An 18154-nucleotide genomic window follows, 5' to 3' on the forward strand; every position below is an offset into this window, starting at 1 on the left:
CCACAAAGCGCCGTCCGTGCCCCCTGAGGCGGGGCGGCTTTCCGCACCACCCACTTCGACCCAAGGAGTCTCATGACCGCCCCTGTCGCACTCCCCTCCCCCACACGACCATGGGGTGCAGGCCGACTCAAGCCCTACCCGACGATCATCCGCCGACCCCACGCCACGGTCGCCGTCGACCCCAAGACGCAGCTCGGGGTGTTCCGCGACCACGCCGGGCATGTGGTCGAGATGGGCAAGCACGGCACCAGCTCCGGTACCGAGACCTCCACGACGACGAACTCGGACTCCCGGAACGACCAGGGTCACGATCAGGACAGCAACCAGGACTGATGGCCATGACCGAGAAGAGGCCGGTTCTGGTTGCCACCGAGGCGGACGACATCACCGCCGACATGGTGATTGCCGAACTCAACGGACGCAATGTGCCGGTGGTCCGGTTCAACCCCGCCGACATCGGCGAGAACCTCACGGTCTCGGCTCGGTTCGGCACCTGCCCGGCCCCGGTGGTCGGGCAGGTGCGCACCCCGTCGAGAACTGCTGATGTGACGCAGATCCGGTCTGTGTACTGGCGCCGCCCGGAGTGGCCCAGGTTTGCCCACCTGTCCCCTGACGACTCCCGGTTCGCAGCGGCGCAAGTCCGCTACGGACTCGGCGGCACCCTCTACGCTCTGGGCGGCCCGCTCTGGGTCAACCACCCCCTGCGCGTTGCCGCAGCCGACTACAAACCCGCGCAGCTCGTTCTCGCCCAGCAGCTCGGCTTCACCATCCCGCCCACCCTTGTGACCAACGACCCGGACGAGGCCCGCGAGTTCGTCCACGCTCAAAAGCAGGCGATCTTCAAGACACTGCGATGGACCCCCTACACGCGTGACAGCGTGCCGGTGACCGGCTGGGCGGACCCGGTCACCGTCGACGAGATCGACGACAGCGTCCGGGTCACCCCCCACTTGTTCCAAGCCCGCGTGGACAAGGTCGCCGACGTCCGGGTGCTGATCGTCGGCCGGCATACGTTCGCCGTACGCATCGACTCCGACCTCCTGGACTGGCGAAAGGACTACAGCGCCCTCACCTACACCGTCGAGCACCTCCCGGGCCAGGTGGAAAGAGCCCTGCACACCTACCTGGACCGGCTGGGCCTGGCATCGGGAAGCTTCGACCTCTCGGTGGACCGAGGGGGCGACTACTGGTGGCTGGAGCTGAACCCCAACGGCCAATGGGGGTGGCTGGAGACGGAAATCGGCCTTCCGATGTCTGCGGCCTTCGCTGACCTACTCATGCAAGGAGACAGCCGATGAACGACTCAGAGCCCGAGCGGCACCGCCTGGCCACCCTTCTGGTGAGCAAGGGCGTTCTCACATCCCCCTGGCTGCGGGAAGCCCTCGAAACTGTGCCGCGCGAGCAGTTCCTCCATCCCGGCGTCTTCCTCGACGAGGGACGGACCTGGCGGCCCGTCACCGCGCTCGGCACTGCCTCGGATGAATGGTTGAAGATCGCTTACAGCGTCGAGACCCTCACCACTCAACTCGACGGCCATCTCACCGCCGACCAGGTCGGCGAGCCCGTCGCAGGCGTGCCCACCTCGTCCTCGACCGACCCGACCACGGTCGTCAGCATGATCGAGGCCCTGAACCTCACGGCAGAACACCGCGTCCTGGAGATCGGCACGGGCACCGGCTACTCCACCGCCCTGATGTGTCACTACCTCGGCGAGGACAACGTCACCACGATGGAGGTCGACCCGCAGGTCGCAGCACGCGCCGATGCCGCCCTGGAAACGGTCGGTTATCCGACGTGGACGATGACGGGCGACGGACTCCTCGGCCATCCGGTCCGGGCCCCGTTCGACCGGGTCATCGCCACCTGCGCAGTCCGTCGCATCCCGTACACGTGGATCCGGCAGACCAGGCCCGGTGGAATCATCCTCAGCACGGTCGGCTCCTGGCCCTGGGGAACCGGTCTCGCGAAGGTCACCGTCGGCGACGATGGCACAGCCGAGGGCGTCATCATCGGGCGGTCTTCCTTCATGCAGGCGCGGGCCCAGGCAGCGACCCCCGTGGCGGGCGACCTCTCCGCGCGGACCGCGTACGCGGACAGCGAGCGGGCCACGCTGGTCTCTCCCCTCGTACTGGAGGAGTGGATGCCCGCCTTCCTCGCGCAGCTTGCCGCCCCTGGCATGCAATTCGTCCGCGCTGCGTGCAGCGACGGGACACAGCTGCGGTACCTCTTCGATCCGGACCGGGAATCGTTCGCCGAGTTCCTCACCGACGGCGAGATCTGGACCGTCCGCCAAGGCGGACCCGTGGCCTTGTGGGACGACGTCGAACGCTCCCTAGTCGCCTGGCAGGACGCCGGGGCGCCGGAGATCGACTCCGTACGGCTCCGTGTGACGCCCGCGTGCCACCGGTACTGGATCGGCCAGGCCCCCTCCCTGTACTGGGAGCACCGGATCACCTGACCCACTACCCTCCGGACATGGACGACGAACCGCTCTCCCAGTGGCCCGAGCGCCGGGACGCGTGGATCGGGCAACTTCGCGCCGGCCCGTGCCATGCCTCTGAAACGGCTCCCACCCGGTGGACCACCTGGGGCACACTGTCCGCCCGTGAGTAACGGCATATGCGATGACCCATGGGCTCGGCGGGTGTACTTGACGTGGCTGGCCCGCGACACTCGCTACGCTCTGGCGGTCCTCAACGCCCTGATCGACTATGCGCAGAACACTCCGGTCCCGCCAGCAGCATGGGTCTGCTTCGAGGACTTCCTTTCCTTCCCCGGGAAGGCCCCCAGGACTCTGTGGCCTGCCCCAAGGGTCCGAGCGGGACCGACGAAGGCGGCTCTGCCGGCCACTTCGCCCCCTGCCCCGATCATCCCCTTCGACGCGCCCGCGCAGGACCCGGGCGGCATTCGAGCCTGGCTCGACGAGTAAAACTCGACCGATCCCCCGGGACAGCAACGGGAGATACCGAGGCATGGACAGGTGGCAGGGAAGGCCCCTCCCCAGCTCAGCCGACGCCCACGCCAAGCCGCCCGGAGTGGCTGCCTCGATGGCTACCTTCGTAGCGGCGAAGTTCGGTTCGAACCGGTACGAAACGGGGTGAGGCGACGCCCGCGATTCCACGAGAAAAGGCCCCTGGCCTGCGATATCTCAGGCCAGGGGCCTGAGAGGCAGACGAGTCGGGCTGTACGCCGGGTTCTGTCGCCCGGTCGCCTCGCGGCGGCCGGGGAGACGGCCATCCATCTAGGACCGGCATTGCTGCCGGTCTCGTGCGGTCTACCCGCGAACTCGGGCGGGCCGCCCTCGATCATTCGCGCAGGGCCGTCTTGCGACGGCCCCTCTTGACCTTGCTCCGGGTGGGGTTTACCTAGCCGCCTGAGTCACCTCAGGCGCTGGTGGTCTCTTACACCACCGTTTCACCCTTACCGAGGACCGAAGTCCCCGGCGGTCTGTTTTCTGTGGCACTGTCCCGCGGGTCACCCCGGGTGGCCGTTAGCCATCACCCTGCCCTGTGGAGCCCGGACGTTCCTCGGGGAGATCCGAGGATCCCCACGCGGCCGTCCGCCCGGCTCGTCTGCCGTGCCGACCATGCTACCCGTCCGCCGAGGGCGGCCGGTCGGGGCCGGGTTCGGATGAGTTCCTCGGTCTCCAGGTCGAAGGCGAACGGCGCCGGGAGAGTGAGCCGCTTGCCGAACGGGATCGTGCAGTGCTGGCGGTAGTCGTCGCCCTCCGGGTCGCTGAACAGCGTCAGCGAGGACTCCTCCCGGTCGACCAGGAGGTGGAGCGGGATGGGGCCGCGGGCGTAGCAGTGGCGCTTGTCCGTGCGGTCCGCCCGCGGCTTCGTCGAGGTGACCTCGACGACGAGGGCCACCCCGTCACACGGCATCCAGGGTTCCGCTCCTCGGTACAGACGCAGCGCGGTGGGGGCGAAGTTGCCGTCGGGGATGACGTGGTTCTTGGGACAGCGTCCGCCGCTTGCCAGCTTCAGCCCTTTGTTTCCGGAATAGTCCATATCGGTCCGGGCCAGCCTGATCACCTGCTTCACGATCAGGCTGATGCAGTCCTCGTGGTCCCCGTCCGGCGGCGGCGTCACGATGATTTCCCCATCGATCAGCTCGGCCCGGAAGCCCTCCGGCGTATCCAGCGCCAGGAAGCCCTCCAGCAGGACGTCCGCCTGCGCGAGCAGTTCATGCGGCATGGCAGTCATGTCACGCCCCTTCCTCGGTCGCTCGCCAGATTGGGACATCGATGGACCCGCCGTCCGTGAGATGGGAGTGCGCCCGTCGATCGTGGCACAGGCGGGCGCGGGGTTGTCGGATACGGAGAGGTGCGGTGCGCGCTTGACCCTGCCGCAGCGTCAAGGTTTCTACTGGCTCCATGCGTATCGGAGAGATAGCCGCGCTCGTCGGGGTCACCTCGCGGACGGTCCGGCACTACCACCACATCGGGCTGCTTCCCGAGCCCGTGCGCCGCTCCAACGGCTACCGCGTCTACAGCGTGCGGGACGCCGTGGTGCTGGCCCGGATCCGGCGGCTCACCGAGCTCGGGCTCGGGCTGGACGAGGTGCGGGACGTGCTCGCCGATACGGCGGGGCGCGAGCTCATGGACGTGCTGGCGGAGCTGGACGCGGATCTGGCCCGGCAGGAGAGCGGGATCCGGGAGCGGCGGCGCCGGCTGGCCCGGCTGCTGGAGGGTCCCGTCTGTGCCGAGGAGCCCGTGTCGCCGGCCCTCGCCGAGCTGCTGGGCACGGCTCCGGCGACCGGCTCCCCCATGGCCGCCAAGGACCGCGAGCATCTCGTACTGCTGGACACCACGGGCGTCGGCCGCGAGATCTACGCCGCGCTGGCACCGCTGGCCGAGGACCCGGCCGTGCACGCGTTGTACGAACGGCTCGACGCACTGGCCGGGGCGGCCGTGGACGATCCCCGGATTTCCCCGCTCGCCGCAGAGCTGGCGTCCGCCGTGCCGGACGCCGTGCTGGCGGCGATCCCCTCGGACGGGCCGGTCGTGACGGGGCTCGGTGCGGCGCTGCTCGACGACTACGCGCCCGCGCAGGCCGAGGTGGTGCGCCGGGTGATGGCGGCCCTGGCGGCTCGTGTGGCGGGGAGGGCGGTGGGATGAGCGTGCGCCGGCTCGTCGGGCACGAGATGCGCGCCCTGCACAGTCTCGGGCTCTGGGTGCTGCGGCGGCGGCACGCCGTGCCCGAGGACGCCCTCGCCGTCCCGTACACGGGGCCGCAGACGGCGATGATGTACGGCCTGCTGTTCGTCTCCCTGGTCGAGACGGTGATGCTGGCGCTGCTGGTCCCGTGGCCGGTGGTGCACGGGGTACTGCTCGTACTCGATGTGTACGGGGTGCTGTTCGTGCTGGGAATGCATGCCGCGTGCGTGACCCGGCCGCATGTGGTGGAGGCCGACGGCGCGCTGCGGATTCGCTACGGCGGACGGTTCGACCTGCGGATTCCGGCCGGTGCGGTCGCCGGGGCGCGGGTCGAGCGGCGCTTTCCCGAGGGCGGGCCGGTGCTGCTGGGCGCGGACGGGGTGCTCGACCTGGTCGTGGGCGGTCAGACGACGGTGACCGTGGAGCTGGCCGGTCCGGTGGAGTTCGTACGGCCGCTGGGGAAGCGGGGGCTCGCGCGGACGGTCCGGTTCCACGCGGATGATCCGGGGGCCGCCGTGGCCGCGCTCACGCGGGGGCGAAGAGCACCTTCGCCGAGCCAGGATCCGCCCGGGCCAGCCTGACCCGCAGCCGCTCCCCCAGCGGGAGCCTCGCGTCGCCGCCCTCGATCCGGGCGACGACGGCGGGGTCGTCGATGTGGACGGTGCCGGTGGTGGGTTCCCGCTCCGACACGTCGACCACGACCGCGTCGAAGACCTCGCCGATCCGGTCCTTGAGCAGTGCGGCCTCGACCAGGTCGACGCACTCGCGCTCGACGGTGTTGGCGCGCCCGGTCCCGTCCGCCATCTCCTTCGGCAGGCCGGGCAGCGCGGCGCGGGCCCACTCGGGCGGGTCCTGTTCCGCGACGGCGGCCAGGCACAGCTCGGCCGCGTACCGGTCGACGAGGCGGCGCAGCGGGGCGGTGCAGTGCGTGTAGAGGTCGGCGACGGCGGCGTGGACGGCGGGGGTGGGGAGTTCGCCGTGCTCGAAGACGGTGTAGCCGGCGCCGCGCAGCAGGGTGGTGCACTCCTGGAGGAACGCGGCGTGGCTGGCCTTCCGCGGGTCGAGGGAACGAAGGACCTGGGCGTACGGGACGTGGTGCGGCCAGTCGATGTGCAGCGCCTCGGCGGAGCGGCGGAGCCGGGCCACGGCGCCGTCCGGGGCGACCGGCAGGGTCCGCAGGATGCCGGTGCCGGTCTCGGCCATGAGGTGGGCCGCGGCCATGCCGGTCAGCAGGGAGATCTGGGCGTTCCAGCCGTCGGCGGGCAGCGGGGCGCGGTACTCCAGGCCGTAGCCGCCGTCGCGCTCGACGATCTCCTGCTCGGGCACGTCGAGGGAGATGCCGCCTCGGACGACCTCCTGCTCCTCGCGGAGCCGTCCGATGTCGCGGAGCAGGGCGAGGGGTTCCTCGGCGGTGCCGGTGTCGATCTGCCGCTGGACGCCCGCGTAGTCGAGCTTGGCACGGCTGCGGACGAGGGCCCGGCGTACCGAGGTGGCGACGGTGCCGCCCTCGGTGTCGAGGTCGATCCGCCAGAGCACGGCGGGCCGGGTGCGCCCCGGCAGGAGGCTGGCCTCGCCCTCGGAGAGCAGGGTGGGGTGGAGCGGCACCTTGCCGTCGGGGAAGTAGAGGGTCGTCACCCGGCGGTGGGCCTCGGTGTCGAGTGCGCCGCCGGGGCGTACGAAGGCGGCGGCATCGGCGACGGCGTAGTGCACCCGGTAGCCGCGTCGGCGGTGTTCGAGGTACATGGCCTGGTCGAGGTCGGTCGAGGTGGGCGGGTCGATGGTGAGGAACGGCAGATCCGTCGCGTCCTCGTGGGCCGATACCGCCGGGTCCTTCGCCGCCTGTGCCGCTTCGGCGAGGACCTCGGGCGGGAAGTCGTCGGAAAAGCCGAGCTCGGTACGCAGTTTGCGCAGGGACGCCCCCAGCGGGGTGTCGGCCGGCCCGGTCATACGGAGATGGCGGCGGGGCATGGACCGAGCGTATGGCGGGGCGGGGCGGGCGGCATCCCGGGTGGCGGCCCGGCCGGTCCCGGCGTGCCCGTACGCTGGCGCGGGGGCCTGGTCCCGTCGCCCCGACTGTGCGTACGAAGGAGAACCGCCGTGCTCGTGCTGTTGCCGCCCTCCGAAGGAAAGGCCGCCTCGGGGCGCGGGGTGCCCCTGAAGCCGGAGTCGCTGTCGCTTCCGGGCCTGGCCGGGGCGCGGGCGGAGGTTCTCGACGAGCTGGTCGAGCTGTGCGCGGCGGACCGGGAGAAGGCCCGCGAGGTGCTCGGGCTGAGCGAGGGACTGCGCGGCGAGGTCGCGAAGAACGTGGAGCTGCGGACGGCCGGGACGCGTCCGGCCGGGGAGATCTACACGGGGGTGCTGTACGACGCGCTGGACCTGGCCTCCCTGGACGCGGCGGCCAAGCGGCGGGCCGGCAAGTCGCTGCTGGTCTTCTCCGGGCTGTGGGGCGCGGTGCGGGTGGGCGACCGGATTCCCTCGTACCGCTGCTCGATGGGTGTGAAGCTGCCGGGCCTGGGCGCGCTGGGGGCGTACTGGCGTGGCCCGATGGCCGAGGTGATGCCGGAGGCGGCCGGGGACGGGCTCGTCCTGGACCTGCGGTCCTCCGCCTACACCGCGGCGTGGAAGCCGAAGGGGGAGGTGGCGGAGCGCACGGCAAGCGTGCGGGTGCTGCACTCCCAGCTGGTGGACGGGGTCGAGAAGCGGTCGGTGGTCAGCCACTTCAACAAGGCGACGAAGGGGCGGATGGTCCGCGATCTGCTGGTCTCCGGTGCGCGGCCGAAGGGGCCCGCGGAGTTGGTGGAGACCTTGCGCGGGCTCGGGTACGTGGTGGAGGCCGAGGCTCCGGCGCGGGCCGGGCGGGCGTGGTCGCTCGATGTCGTGGTGACGGAGATCCACTGAGCCGTGGGCCGGTTGCCGTTGGGCCGCCGAGCCCTCTTCGTTGCATCATGCGCAACGCTCGTTGCGTACAGTGCGTGCGGCGCGGCAAGATGAGCTCATGACCTCCTCTGTGCTGGACCTCGCCCCCGTCGTGCCCGTAGTCGTCCTGGAGGACGCCGCCGACGCGGTGCCGCTCGCCCGGGCCCTGGTCGCGGGCGGGCTCCCGGCCATCGAGGTGACGCTGCGCACCGCCGCGGCGCCGGCCGCGATCCGGGCGATCGCGGCCGAGGTGCCGGACGCGGTGGTCGGGGCCGGCACGGTCATCTCCGTACGGAATGTCGCCGACACCGTCGCCGCGGGGGCCCGGTTCCTGGTCAGCCCCGGCTGGACCGACCGGCTGCTGGACGCGATGAAGGCGTCGGGGGTGCCGTTCCTGCCGGGCGTCTCCACGACGTCCGAGGTGGTCGCGCTGCTGGAGCGCGGGGTCACGGAGATGAAGTTCTTCCCGGCCGAGGCGGCCGGTGGCACGGCGTATCTGAAGGCGCTCTCCGCACCGCTGCCCCAGGCCCGCTTCTGCCCGACGGGCGGCATCTCCCTGGACTCCGCGCCGTCCTATCTGGCGCTGCCCAACGTCGGCTGCGTGGGCGGTAGTTGGATGGTTCCGGCGGACGCGGTCGCGGCGAAGGACTGGGCGCGGGTGGAGCGGCTGGCGCGCGAGGCGTCGGCGCTGCGCGGCTGATTTCCCCTGCCCGCCCCTTCCCGTAACCGGGGCTCCGCCCCGGACCCCGGTGGGTGCGGGCGGGGGTGCGGGGCACCCCCGGGCGCCGGCAGAAGCGGCAGCTTCACGCCGCCCGGGGAAGCGGAAGGCGCTCCGCGCCTCCGCCGGAGTGGGCGACACCCTGCTGTCCCGCCGGGCGGCCGCCGCTTCCGCGCGCGGAAGCCTCCGCTCGCCGTCTCACCACAGGCGCGGAGGTGTCGTTCGGCAGTCGGACCCACACGTCGCGACCCTCCCGGCACACCAACACCGGGACCAGGACGAAAACGGGCAACACCCCGCCACACCCACCTCACCGCAGATGCGACGTGTCATTCAGCAGTCGGACCCACACGTCCCGACCCACCCGGCACACCAACACCGGGACCAGGACGAAAACGGGCAACACCCCGCCACACCCGCCTCACCGCAGATGCGACGTGTCATTCAGCAGTCGGACCGACGCGTTCCCGTCCGCGTAGTACGCCACCGCCGAGACCGAGGCCGCCGAGAGTTCCATCCGGAACATGGCCTCCGGCGGGGCGCCGAGTGCCAGGCGGATCAGGGTCTTGATCGGGGTCACATGCGTGACCAGGAGGACCGTGCGGCCCGCGTAGCGGGTGGTGAGGCGGTCGCGGGCGGCCGACACCCGGCGGGTGACCTCGGCGAAGCTCTCACCGTCGCCGGTGGGGGCCACCTTCGCGGAGGCCAGCCAGGCGTCCAGGTCGGAGCCGTGGCGCTCACGTACCTCGGCGAAGGTCAGGCCCTCCCAGGCGCCGAAGTCCGTCTCGCGCAGGCCGTCCTCGATCCGGACCTCCAGGCCGAGCCGGGCCGCCACGGCGGCCGCCGTTTCGCGGCAGCGGCGCAGCGGGGAACTGACGATCTCCTCGATCGTGCCGCGGGCGGCCAGCGACTGCGCGATGCGTTCGGCCTGGTGACGGCCGGCCGCCGAGAGTTCGGGGTCGCTGCCGCCGCTGCCCGAGAACCGCTTCTCGGGGGTGAGGGCCGTCTCGCCGTGCCGGAGCAGTACGAAGGTGGCGGGCGCCCCGAGATCCGGCGCCGCGCCCCAGCCGACCTGGGGGGCCGCCGGGGAGGCCGCCGCCGGTCGGGAGGCCAGGGCCGCGCGGGCCTTGGCGGCGCCCGCCGCCGCGTCGCCGGGCGGACCCGAAACCGGGGGGAGGTCCGCGGTGGTCGAGGGCCGGGGGGTGTCGAGGGCGGCCGTCGACGCCGACGGCTCCCACTGCTTGCCGCGCTTGCCCGCGTCCATCGCCTCGTTGGCGAGCCGGTCGGCGTGCTTGTTCTTCTCGCGCGGGATCCACTCGTACGTGACGGCGGAGGCAGGCAGGATCCTGGCGGCCTCCGCCGCGAGCGGCTTCATGTCGGGGTGCTTGATCTTCCAGCGGCCCGACATCTGTTCCACGACCAGCTTGGAGTCCATCCGGACCCGCACCTGGACCGCGCCGTCCGCCGAGGCGTCCGGTACCAGCGCCTTCGCCGCCTTCAGGCCCGCGATGAGGCCCTTGTACTCGGCGACGTTGTTCGTCGCGACGCCGATGTACTCGGCGGCCTCGGCGAGGGTCTCCCCCGTCACCGGGTCGATGACGACCGCTCCGTAGCCGGCGGGTCCGGGGTTGCCCCGGGATCCGCCGTCGGCCTCGATGACGAACTGGCGCGGCTGGGTCATTACAGGCCCGACTCCGCCGTACGGACCAGGATGCGGTGGCAGTTCTCGCAGCGCAGGACGGTGTCCGGGGACGCCGCCTTCACGTCGTTGACCTCGGTGATGTTCAGTTCGAGGCGGCAGCCCTCGCAGCGGCGCTGGTAGAGGCGGGCGGCGCCGACCCCGCCCTGCTGGGCGCGGAGCTTGTCGTACAGCTTCATCAGGTCCGCGGGGACGGAACCGGCGACGACCTCGCGCTCCTTGGTGACGGTCGCGGCCTGCTCGTCGAGCTCCTTGGTCGCGGCGTCACGGCGGGCGGTCGCGTCGTCGGTCTTGGCCTGGACGGCGGAGACCCGGTCGGACAGTTCGGTGACGCGCTCCTGGGCGGACTCGCGGCGCTCCATCACTTCGAGGACGACGTCCTCCAGGTCGCCCTGGCGCTTGGCCAGCGAGGCGATCTCGCGCTGGAGGCTCTCCAGGTCCTTCGGCGAGGTGATCGCACCGGAGTCGAGGCGCTGCTGGTCGCGGGCGGCGCGCTGGCGCACCTGGTCGACGTCCTGCTCCGCCTTGGTCTGCTCGCGGGCGGTGTCGCTCTCCTCGGTCTGCGAGGCGACCAGCAGGTCGCGCAGTTGCGCGAGGTCGCTGGTGAGCGACTCGATCTCGGCGTGCTCGGGCAGCGACTTGCGCCGGTGGGCGAGCTGCGACAGGCGTACGTCGAGGGCCTGGACGTCGAGAAGTCGGATCTGGTCGGCGGGCGCGGCGTTCAGTTGGGGGCTCCAGAAGAGTGGTGGGTGGTGGTGGTCCAGGGGTCGGTGACCTGCTTCGAGACATGGACCCGCAGGTCCCATCCGTGGCGGTCGGAAATCGCGTCGAGCTGCGCCGCGGCCTGTTCGCACCAGGGCCACTCGGTGGCCCAGTGCGCGGCGTCGATCAGGCCGAGCGGGGAGTGCTGGATGGCTTCGGAGGCCGGGTGGTGGCGCAGGTCGGCGGTGAGGAAGGCGTCGACGCCCGCGGCGCGCACCGCGTCGAAGAGGCTGTCGCCGGAGCCGCCGCTGACGGCGACGGTGCGCACGGTCGCCGACGGGTCGCCGGCGAGCCGGATGCCCTGCGCGGTGGCGGGCAGCCGGGCCGCCGCGCGGGCGGCGAGTTCGGCCAGGGTCTCGGGGTGGTCGAGCACACAGATCCGGCCCAGGCCGCGCCGGCCCCCGGGGTCGGACGGGTCCGGCACGAGCGGGCCCTCGACGCGCAGGTCGAGCGCGCCGGCCAGCGCGTCGGAGACGCCCGGGTCGGCGGTGTCGGCGTTGGTGTGGGCGACGTGCAGCGCGATGTCGTGCTTGATGAGGGTGTGCACGACCCGGCCCTTGAAGGTGTCGGCCGCGACCGTCGTCGTACCCCGCAGATAGAGCGGGTGGTGGGTGACGATCAGCTGGGCGCCGAGCCGGATCGCCTCGTCGACGATCTCGTGGACGGGGTCGACGGCGAAGAGCACCCGGTCGACGACGGCGCCGGGGTCTCCGCAGACGGTACCGACCGCGTCCCAGCCTTCGGCCCGCTCGGGCGGCCAGAGAGCGTCGAGCTCGGCGAGGACATCAGACAGACGGGGCACAAGGAAAGGCTACCTGCCCCCCGTGCCCCGTCGCCCATGGCTGTGGCGGTCCGTGCGGACCGCCACGGTCCGCACGGAGATCGTTACTTCACGAGGTCGGCACGGAGGTCGTCGAGGACCAGGTTCGCCGCCGTGACACCGAGGCCGAGGTACCAGGTCTCGTCGGAGACGTCCTTGGCCCGGCCCTCCTTGACGGCCTTCAGGTTCTTCCACAGCGGGTTGGCCTGGGTGGTGTCCCGCTTGGTGGCCTTCACGTCGCCGTAGACACCGGTGAAGATCCAGTCGGCGTCGGCCTCGTCGATCTTCTCCGGGCTGATCTCCGCGGCGAGGTCGTTGATCTGCTGGTTCTTGGGCCGCGGCAGACCGGCGTCGTCGAGGATGGTGCCGATGAAGGAGGCCTTGGCGTAGAGGCGGATACGGTCCGGCAGGTAGCGGACCATCGAGATGGTCGGCTTCTTCGGGCCGATGTCCTCGCCGAGCTTCTTCGCCTTGGCCTCGTAGGCGCCGAGCTCGCTCTTCGCCTTGGCGGTCCTGTCCAGCGCGGCGGCGTTGAGGAGGTAGTTCTCCTTCCAGGTGAAGCCCGGCCGGATGGAGAACACGGTCGGCGCGATCTTGGAGAGCGCGTCGTACTTGTCGGCGGCGCGCAGCTGGCTGCCGAGGATCAGGTCGGGCTTCAGACCGGCGATCGCCTCAAGATTGAGGTTGTTGATCGTGCCGACGTTCTTGGGGTTGCCCGCGTCCTTCTTCAGGTACGAGGGAATCGCGGCGTCGCCCTCGGAGGGGGCGTAGCCGACCGGCTTCACACCCAGCGACACGACGTTGTCGAACTCGCCGACGTCCAGCACGACGACGCGCTTGGGAGCGGACTTGATCTCCGTCTTGCCCATGGCGTGGGTGAGGGTGCGGGGGAACTGGCCGGCCTTGGCGTCCGTCCCGTACTCCGCCGTCTTCTTCGCAGCGTCGCCGAAGTCCTTGCCGCCCGTGGCGACGGCCGCCTTCTTGTCGCCGCCCTCGGACTTGGCCGAGCCGCCCGACCCCCCGTCGTCGCTCCCGCAGGCCGAGAGGGAAAGGGCGGCAGCCACCGCCAGGCCGACTGCGGCGGTACCGCGGCGACGAAGGGACATCACTTGCTCCAGTGCTAACGAACACATCAATAACGCTTAGGGCTGCCTAACCTTACTCATTCGCCCCACGCCCAGCACAGCCACCCCCTCCCTCTCAGGCGAACACCGGCATCGCCACCCTTATGTGTGAAGTGACAGGTCTCGCGTTGTCCGGCTGGAAGTGCGAAAACTACCTTCGGTTGCCGGAGGTGACCAGTCCATGACTGTCTGTGCCAGCGAGAACGGGACCGTAGGCGCGATCGGGGCCGCCGAGGACCACGGGGACGCGGCCCTGGACGGCAGCGGGCCGACGGTGCCCGGTGCGCCGGACGACCGACCGCGCGGAGCGGACGGAGGCGGCGCGCCGCCCGGGGCGGCCCCGGCCACGCCCGCGTTCACGCTCGCCGCGGACGGTTCGTACGCGGCGCGGCTCGCGTTCGCGGAAGTGGCGGCGGACGAGTCCGGCGTGGCCGGCGGGGCGTGGTTCGTGGAGCGCTGGACGCTCGACGGGCCCGAGCCGTACGCCGTGCCGCTCCCCCTCGACCAGCCGGAGGAGCCGGACTCCGAGGTGCTGCCGCTGGCCGACGGACGAGTGCTGATCCGGCGCCGGGTCGCGGACCGGCATGCGGTGTCGCTGCTCTATCCGACCGGCCCCGGGACCGGTGAACTCCCGCTCGGCGCGGTCGAATGCGCGGAGCTGACCCTGCTGCCGCCCACGCCGGACGGTGCGAGCGCGTACGCGTTGTCGGCAGGTGCGCACTCCACCTGTGTCTGGCTGGTGGCGGGCGGCGGCCACGGCCCGGAGCCGGTCGCCGAGGTTCCGGGGCGTTGCTCCGGCGGTGTCTGGCTGGACCGGGCGGGCCGGCTGCTGGCCCTGGACCGGCAGATGCCGGGCGGCGGCCCGGTCAAGGCGGTCGCCGTGGACCTGGAACGGGGCGGCGAGGTGACGCCGCTGCTGCAGATCGCCCCGGACAGCAACGACCGGCTGCTGCTCGCCGACCCGGACAGCGGACTGCTGCTGATCCGCTCGGACGCGCCGGGACACGACCGGCTGGGCTGGGGCGTGCTCGGCAGCTGTCTGCCGGTGCGCTTCCCGGAGTGCCTGCGCCCGGCCGATGTGGCGGTGACGCCGTTCGCCGTGCAGCCGGGCCAGGTACTGACGCCGGAGAGCTGCGCGGTGGCGCTGCGGATCGACGGGGCGGCGGGCAGCTGGGTCGGGGTGTGGCGCCCGGCCGGGCGCCGGCTGCATCAACTCGCCGCCCCCCAGGGGTGGCAGGCCGGCCGCGGGGCGTGGACCCGGGACGGCGTGCTCAGACTCCCGTACGCCGACGGGAACGTGTCGTGCGGCGTGGCCCTGCTGGAGGCACCGGCGGACGACGCGTACGGCGTGCGGCCGCCGGCGGAACCCGGCGCGGAAAGCGGTATGCAACCGTCCGCCGCCGCTGCGCCTCTACCTGTGTGCAAGCCGATTCCGCTGGGGCAGGCGCCTCTCACGGGGCGCATGGTGCCTGGTTAAAATCTGGGCCCGGGCTACGCAGCCGCATCCCGCGGTCGCCCACGGTGACCGCGCCGTGTCGCGGTCGGCGTGATCGGCCTGGTGCACACACGTAAGCGAACACAACGGGGTGACTTCCCACATGTCTGAAGCCCGAACCGACACGACCCAGACGCGTCCGGCGGACGCGGACCGGGCCGAAGCCGACGGCGCCGGAAAGCACCGGGGCGACGAGTCGATGGAGGACGCGTCCGCGCAGCCGCACGGCCGCCACCGCCGCCCCTCCGAGGGGGACGGCCGGGCGGCCTGACCGCGCGGAAGAGCAACGAGGGACGGGTGGGCCCCGGCAGCCGGAGACGGCTGCCGGGGCCCACCCGTTCCCGTGTCGTCCTCGTCAGCCCCGTTTCAGGCCGAGCACCTCCGCCGCGGCGAAGGTCTCGTTCGGCGGGCGGTCCTCGTAGTACGGCGAGATCAGCTCGTCCAACTCGCCGAAGGAGAACGTCTCCTTCGCGGAGTCGAACTTGGCCGCGACCCTGGGGCGTTCGACGATCGCGACCATCCCCCCGTGCACGACGAGCAGTTGCCCGTTGACCTTGGCGGCGGCCGGGGAGGCCAGATAGCCGACCAGTGGCGCGACGTGCTCGGGGGCGAGCGCGTCGAGCCGGCCGTCCGCCGGTTCCTGGAAGCCCGCGAAGACGTCCTCGGTCATCCGGGTGCGGGCCCGCGGGCAGATGACGTTGGCGGTGACTCCGTACCGGGCCAGGGCCAGGGCCGTGGAGGTGGTGAGGCCGACGATGCCGCCCTTGGCCGCCGCGTAGTTCGGCTGGCCCGCCGAACCGGCCAGGAACGCCTCGGACGAGGTGTTGACGATCCGGCCGTGGACCGGGCCGCCGGACGCCTTGGAGCGGGTGCGCCAGTGCGCGGCGGCGAAGTGCGTGGTGTTGAAGTGGCCCTTGAGATGGACCCTGATGACGGAGTCCCACTCGTCCTCGGTCATCGAGAAGATCATCCGGTCGCGCAGGATGCCCGCGTTGTTGACCAGGATGTCGAGCTTTCCGTAGGTGTCGACAGCCAGTTCCACCAGGGCGCGGGCCTGCTCGTGGTCGGAGACGTCGCCGAGGTGCGCGACGGCCCGGCCGCCCGCGGCCCGGATCTCCTCGGCGACCTCCTCGGCGGGCGTCGCGGACGCCTCGCCGGAGCCGTCGCGGCCCGGCTGCCCGTAGTCGTTGACGACCACGGCCGCGCCCAGCCCCGCAAGTTCCAGCGCTTCGGCGCGTCCGAGGCCGCGGCCCGCGCCCGTGACGATCGCGGACATGCCGTCCAGGGGAAGTGACATCGGAATCTCTCCAGTCCTCTCGGGAGGGGCGGGCGGTGGTCAGAGCTCGACGCAGGTGCGCAGCGACTCACCGGTCCGCATCTGGTCGAGCGCGTCGTTGATCCCTTCGAGCCGCACCCGGTGGGTGATCATCGATTCGAGGTCGATCCGGCCGGCCCGCCAGAGCGCGATGGCCCGTTCGTACGAGCGCAGCACATCGCCTCCCCCGTACATGGAGGGCAGGATCCGCTTCTCGTCGAAGAACAGCTCGAACATGTTGACCTGGAAGTGGTCGTCCATCGCGCCCGCGCCGACGACGCACAGGGTGCCGCCGCGCCGGGTGTTCTCGTACGCGGTGCGCGCGGTGGCCGACTTGCCGACGACCTCGAAGACGTAGTCGAAGCCCTCGCCTGCGGTGATCCGCTGCTTGGCGTCGGCGAACTCGTCGGGCGACACCGCCTCGGTCGCGCCGAAGCGCAGTGCCGCCTCGCGCCGGGAGGCGACCGGGTCCACGGCCACGATCTGGGCGGCGCCCTGCACCCTGGCGCCCTGGATCGTGGAGATGCCGACCCCGCCGCAGCCGATCACGGCGACCGACGAACCCGCCTCCACCTGAGCGGTGTTGATGGCCGCACCGAGTCCGGTGGTCACCCCGCAGCCGATCAGCGCGGCGATCTCGAACGGTACGTCGTCGGGGATCGGCACCGCGCAGCCGGCGCCGACGACGACCTCCTCGGTGAAGGTGCCGGTGCCCGCGAAGCCGAACACATCGCCGCCGGGGCGCTTGAAGTTGGGGGTGCCCGCGTTCATGAAGCCGGCCAGGCAGAGCTGGGTCTGGCCGCGTTTGCAGGACGGACACGCCCCGCAGGCGGGCAGCCAGCAGACCAGTACCCGGTCCCCCGCGCTCAGCCCGGAGACGCCGTCACCGACGTCCAGGACCTCGCCGGCGCCCTCGTGGCCCGGGATGAACGGGGCGGGCTGCGGCAGCACCCCGCTCATCGCCGAGACGTCCGAGTGGCACAGTCCGGTGGCCCTGATGCGGAGCCTGACCTTGCCGGGGCCGAAGCCCACCGCCTCGACGTCGTCGAGGACCTCCAGTTTGTCCTGGCCTATCTCGTGCAGTACGGCTGCGCGCATGGTGCGGCTCCCCTCATGGGCGTGTGGAACGTGGGCCTGCGGGTCCTCTTGGAGTCGGTCCGGCTCGGGTCAGGAGTGCTCGACGAAGGTGTCGCCGAGGACCGTGGCGTCGTCCCGCTCCACGGCCCTCACCTCGACCCGCACCTGGTTCTCGGCGGTCCACATCTCGATGCGGAGGGTCTCGCCGGGGAAGACGACCCCGGTGAAACGGGTGCGGTAGGAGCGGATACGGGTCACATCGCCGCCGAGGACCGTGTCGGTGACGGCCTTGAGCGCGATGCCGTAGGTGCACAGTCCGTGCAGGATCGGCCGGTCGAAGCCGGCGAGCGCGGCGAACTCGGGGTCGGCGTGCAGCGGGTTCCAGTCCCCGGAGAGGCGGTACAGCAGCGCCTGGTCCGGGCGGACCGGCCGCCGCACGATGTGGTCCGGGGCGACCTCGGGATACGCGACGCGCTCGGACGGGCCGCGTTCACCGCCGAAGCCGCCCTCGCCCCGGACGTAGATCTGGGCGTCGTTGGTCCACAGCGGGCCCTCCTCGTCGGCGGCCTCGGTGCGCAGCACCAGCACGGCCGCCTTGCCCTTGTCGTACACCGCGGCGACCTTCGAGGTCTGTACGGCGCTGCCCCGGACCGGGATCGGCCGGTGCACCCGTACGCTCTGCCCGCCGTGCAGGACGGCGGCGAGGTCGATGTCGATGCCGGGCGAGGAGAGTCCGCCGACGACTCCCATGCCCGCGCCCGCGACGGTGGCGAAGGAGGGCAGCACATGGAGCCGGGACTCCAGTGTGTAGCGCAGCTCGTGGGGGTCCACGGCGGCGTCGGCGCGGTCGGGGTCGAAGCCGGCGCCGATCCCCAGATGGTAGAGCTGTACGTCCTTGTGGTCCCAGCCGATCCGGGTGGAACGGGGTTCGGCGGCGAGAGCCTTTTCGGCATCAATGGGCATGGGAGAGCTGCTCCTTGATGGTGGGAAGACCTCGGCGCGGCCGTCCGCACCGTCGGCCGCACCGAGGTCGCGCGGGACCGGCCGCAGCGCCCGTTCTAGAACGCGTT

At 71.8% G+C, this 18154-nt stretch carries 17 protein-coding genes, 1 other RNA gene and 1 pseudogene; 9 read left to right on the plus strand and 10 right to left on the minus strand.

Translation table 11 applies throughout. From position 1 onward, the window contains the following. The first annotated feature begins 72 nt into the window (after nucleotides 1–72). The 3 genes from tgmA to tgmC are packed head-to-tail and all read left to right on the plus strand — an operon-like array spanning nucleotide 73 to nucleotide 2458. On the plus strand, nucleotides 73–333 hold the full coding sequence (gene tgmA, locus AB0D53_RS13055; RefSeq protein ID WP_362444377.1) for a putative ATP-grasp-modified RiPP: 261 nt from the start codon (nucleotides 73–75) through the stop codon (nucleotides 331–333). Between the two features lie 5 nt (nucleotides 334–338). Further along, nucleotides 339–1298, plus strand: coding sequence for an ATP-grasp ribosomal peptide maturase (gene tgmB, locus AB0D53_RS13060; RefSeq protein WP_362444380.1), 960 nt, complete (start codon nucleotides 339–341; stop codon nucleotides 1296–1298). Further along, nucleotides 1295–2458 (plus strand): ATP-grasp peptide maturase system methyltransferase, encoded by a 1164-nt coding sequence (tgmC, locus tag AB0D53_RS13065; protein ID WP_362444383.1) that lies wholly within the window; start codon nucleotides 1295–1297, stop codon nucleotides 2456–2458. The genes tgmB and tgmC overlap by 4 nt, the downstream gene beginning before the upstream one ends. 711 nt (nucleotides 2459–3169) lie before the next feature. On the opposite strand, the gene rnpB is transcribed toward tgmC, so the two are convergent. Beyond that, nucleotides 3170–3571, minus strand: an RNA gene (gene rnpB, locus AB0D53_RS13070) — RNase P RNA component class A. Nucleotides 3572–3629: 58 nt separating this feature from the next. Beyond that, a pseudogene (locus AB0D53_RS13075) lies at nucleotides 3630–4196 on the minus strand (Uma2 family endonuclease); the annotation flags it as partial. 179 nt (nucleotides 4197–4375) lie between these two features. On the opposite strand from AB0D53_RS13075, the gene AB0D53_RS13080 reads away from it, so the two are divergent. Together AB0D53_RS13080 and AB0D53_RS13085 are read left to right on the plus strand one after the other, a co-directional pair. Next, the gene (locus AB0D53_RS13080) at nucleotides 4376–5119 is read left to right on the plus strand and encodes a MerR family transcriptional regulator (protein ID WP_362444386.1); all 744 of its coding nucleotides are present in this window, start codon (nucleotides 4376–4378) and stop codon (nucleotides 5117–5119) included. Beyond that, a complete protein-coding gene (locus AB0D53_RS13085) occupies nucleotides 5116–5739 on the plus strand; it encodes a hypothetical protein (RefSeq protein WP_362444389.1) in 624 nt (207 codons plus the stop codon). Before AB0D53_RS13080 ends, AB0D53_RS13085 begins: the two co-directional genes overlap by 4 nt. On the opposite strand, the gene AB0D53_RS13090 is transcribed toward AB0D53_RS13085, so the two are convergent. Beyond that, on the minus strand, nucleotides 5684–7126 hold the full coding sequence (locus AB0D53_RS13090) for an RNB domain-containing ribonuclease (RefSeq protein WP_362444392.1): 1443 nt from the start codon (nucleotides 7124–7126) through the stop codon (nucleotides 5684–5686). The genes AB0D53_RS13085 and AB0D53_RS13090 overlap by 56 nt on opposite strands. Nucleotides 7127–7255: 129 nt before the next feature. Between AB0D53_RS13090 and yaaA the strand changes: the two genes are divergently transcribed. Beyond that, a complete protein-coding gene (yaaA, locus tag AB0D53_RS13095) occupies nucleotides 7256–8056 on the plus strand; it encodes a peroxide stress protein YaaA (protein ID WP_362444395.1) in 801 nt (266 codons plus the stop codon). 97 nt (nucleotides 8057–8153) lie between these two features. Beyond that, nucleotides 8154–8774: a bifunctional 4-hydroxy-2-oxoglutarate aldolase/2-dehydro-3-deoxy-phosphogluconate aldolase gene (gene eda / locus AB0D53_RS13100; RefSeq protein WP_362444398.1), complete on the plus strand. Its 621-nt coding sequence runs from the start codon at nucleotides 8154–8156 to the stop codon at nucleotides 8772–8774. A 439-nt stretch (nucleotides 8775–9213) separates the two neighbouring features. Here the strand turns inward: eda and AB0D53_RS13105 are convergent, their stop codons facing one another. From AB0D53_RS13105 to AB0D53_RS13120, 4 genes are all read right to left on the minus strand, one after another. Beyond that, complete coding sequence (locus AB0D53_RS13105; RefSeq protein ID WP_362444401.1) at nucleotides 9214–10473, minus strand: bifunctional RNase H/acid phosphatase; 1260 nt, start codon at nucleotides 10471–10473, stop codon at nucleotides 9214–9216. Next, a complete protein-coding gene (locus AB0D53_RS13110; RefSeq protein WP_362444828.1) occupies nucleotides 10473–11216 on the minus strand; it encodes a C4-type zinc ribbon domain-containing protein in 744 nt (247 codons plus the stop codon). The genes AB0D53_RS13105 and AB0D53_RS13110 overlap by 1 nt, the downstream gene beginning before the upstream one ends. Further along, nucleotides 11213–12055, minus strand: a complete 843-nt coding sequence (locus tag AB0D53_RS13115) for a Nif3-like dinuclear metal center hexameric protein (protein WP_362444405.1) — start codon at nucleotides 12053–12055, stop codon at nucleotides 11213–11215. Before AB0D53_RS13115 ends, AB0D53_RS13110 begins: the two co-directional genes overlap by 4 nt. A gap of 83 nt (nucleotides 12056–12138) precedes the next feature. After that, nucleotides 12139–13179, minus strand: a complete 1041-nt coding sequence (locus tag AB0D53_RS13120) for an iron-siderophore ABC transporter substrate-binding protein (protein ID WP_362444408.1) — start codon at nucleotides 13177–13179, stop codon at nucleotides 12139–12141. A 199-nt stretch (nucleotides 13180–13378) separates the two neighbouring features. Between AB0D53_RS13120 and AB0D53_RS13125 the strand changes: the two genes are divergently transcribed. Both AB0D53_RS13125 and AB0D53_RS13130 read left to right on the plus strand, forming a co-directional pair. Continuing rightward, nucleotides 13379–14674: a hypothetical protein gene (locus AB0D53_RS13125; protein ID WP_362444411.1), complete on the plus strand. Its 1296-nt coding sequence runs from the start codon at nucleotides 13379–13381 to the stop codon at nucleotides 14672–14674. Between the two features lie 121 nt (nucleotides 14675–14795). After that, the gene (locus AB0D53_RS13130; RefSeq protein WP_362444414.1) at nucleotides 14796–14963 is read left to right on the plus strand and encodes a hypothetical protein; all 168 of its coding nucleotides are present in this window, start codon (nucleotides 14796–14798) and stop codon (nucleotides 14961–14963) included. Between the two features lie 84 nt (nucleotides 14964–15047). On the opposite strand, the gene AB0D53_RS13135 is transcribed toward AB0D53_RS13130, so the two are convergent. The 3 genes from AB0D53_RS13135 to AB0D53_RS13145 form a co-directional block, all read right to left on the minus strand. Then, on the minus strand, nucleotides 15048–15989 hold the full coding sequence (locus AB0D53_RS13135) for a 3-oxoacyl-ACP reductase (RefSeq protein WP_329816207.1): 942 nt from the start codon (nucleotides 15987–15989) through the stop codon (nucleotides 15048–15050). 39 nt (nucleotides 15990–16028) lie between these two features. Beyond that, nucleotides 16029–17105, minus strand: a complete 1077-nt coding sequence (locus AB0D53_RS13140) for a Zn-dependent alcohol dehydrogenase (RefSeq protein WP_362444418.1) — start codon at nucleotides 17103–17105, stop codon at nucleotides 16029–16031. A 69-nt stretch (nucleotides 17106–17174) separates the two neighbouring features. Continuing rightward, nucleotides 17175–18047 (minus strand): MaoC/PaaZ C-terminal domain-containing protein, encoded by an 873-nt coding sequence (locus AB0D53_RS13145; protein WP_362444421.1) that lies wholly within the window; start codon nucleotides 18045–18047, stop codon nucleotides 17175–17177. Nucleotides 18048–18154 lie beyond the last annotated feature (107 nt).

It is taken from the genome of Streptomyces sp. NPDC048295 (assembly GCF_040652135.1).
Taxonomy (GTDB): Bacteria; Actinomycetota; Actinomycetes; order Streptomycetales; family Streptomycetaceae; genus Streptomyces.

What these genes read in the sequence shown, in the direction of transcription:
- tgmA (WP_362444377.1), top strand. Translation starts at nt 73, where the DNA reads ATGACCGCCCCTGTCGCACTCCCCTCCCCCACACGACCATGGGGTGCA.
- tgmB (WP_362444380.1), top strand. Translation starts at nt 339, where the DNA reads ATGACCGAGAAGAGGCCGGTTCTGGTTGCCACCGAGGCGGACGACATC.
- tgmC (WP_362444383.1), top strand. Translation starts at nt 1,295, where the DNA reads ATGAACGACTCAGAGCCCGAGCGGCACCGCCTGGCCACCCTTCTGGTG.
- AB0D53_RS13080 (WP_362444386.1), top strand. Translation starts at nt 4,376, where the DNA reads ATGCGTATCGGAGAGATAGCCGCGCTCGTCGGGGTCACCTCGCGGACG.
- AB0D53_RS13085 (WP_362444389.1), top strand. Translation starts at nt 5,116, where the DNA reads ATGAGCGTGCGCCGGCTCGTCGGGCACGAGATGCGCGCCCTGCACAGT.
- AB0D53_RS13090 (WP_362444392.1), bottom strand. Translation starts at nt 7,126, where the DNA reads ATGCCCCGCCGCCATCTCCGTATGACCGGGCCGGCCGACACCCCGCTG.
- eda (WP_362444398.1), top strand. Translation starts at nt 8,154, where the DNA reads ATGACCTCCTCTGTGCTGGACCTCGCCCCCGTCGTGCCCGTAGTCGTC.
- AB0D53_RS13105 (WP_362444401.1), bottom strand. Translation starts at nt 10,473, where the DNA reads ATGACCCAGCCGCGCCAGTTCGTCATCGAGGCCGACGGCGGATCCCGG.
- AB0D53_RS13120 (WP_362444408.1), bottom strand. Translation starts at nt 13,179, where the DNA reads ATGTCCCTTCGTCGCCGCGGTACCGCCGCAGTCGGCCTGGCGGTGGCT.
- AB0D53_RS13125 (WP_362444411.1), top strand. Translation starts at nt 13,379, where the DNA reads ATGACTGTCTGTGCCAGCGAGAACGGGACCGTAGGCGCGATCGGGGCC.
- AB0D53_RS13130 (WP_362444414.1), top strand. Translation starts at nt 14,796, where the DNA reads ATGTCTGAAGCCCGAACCGACACGACCCAGACGCGTCCGGCGGACGCG.
- AB0D53_RS13135 (WP_329816207.1), bottom strand. Translation starts at nt 15,989, where the DNA reads ATGTCACTTCCCCTGGACGGCATGTCCGCGATCGTCACGGGCGCGGGC.
- AB0D53_RS13140 (WP_362444418.1), bottom strand. Translation starts at nt 17,105, where the DNA reads ATGCGCGCAGCCGTACTGCACGAGATAGGCCAGGACAAACTGGAGGTC.
- AB0D53_RS13145 (WP_362444421.1), bottom strand. Translation starts at nt 18,047, where the DNA reads ATGCCCATTGATGCCGAAAAGGCTCTCGCCGCCGAACCCCGTTCCACC.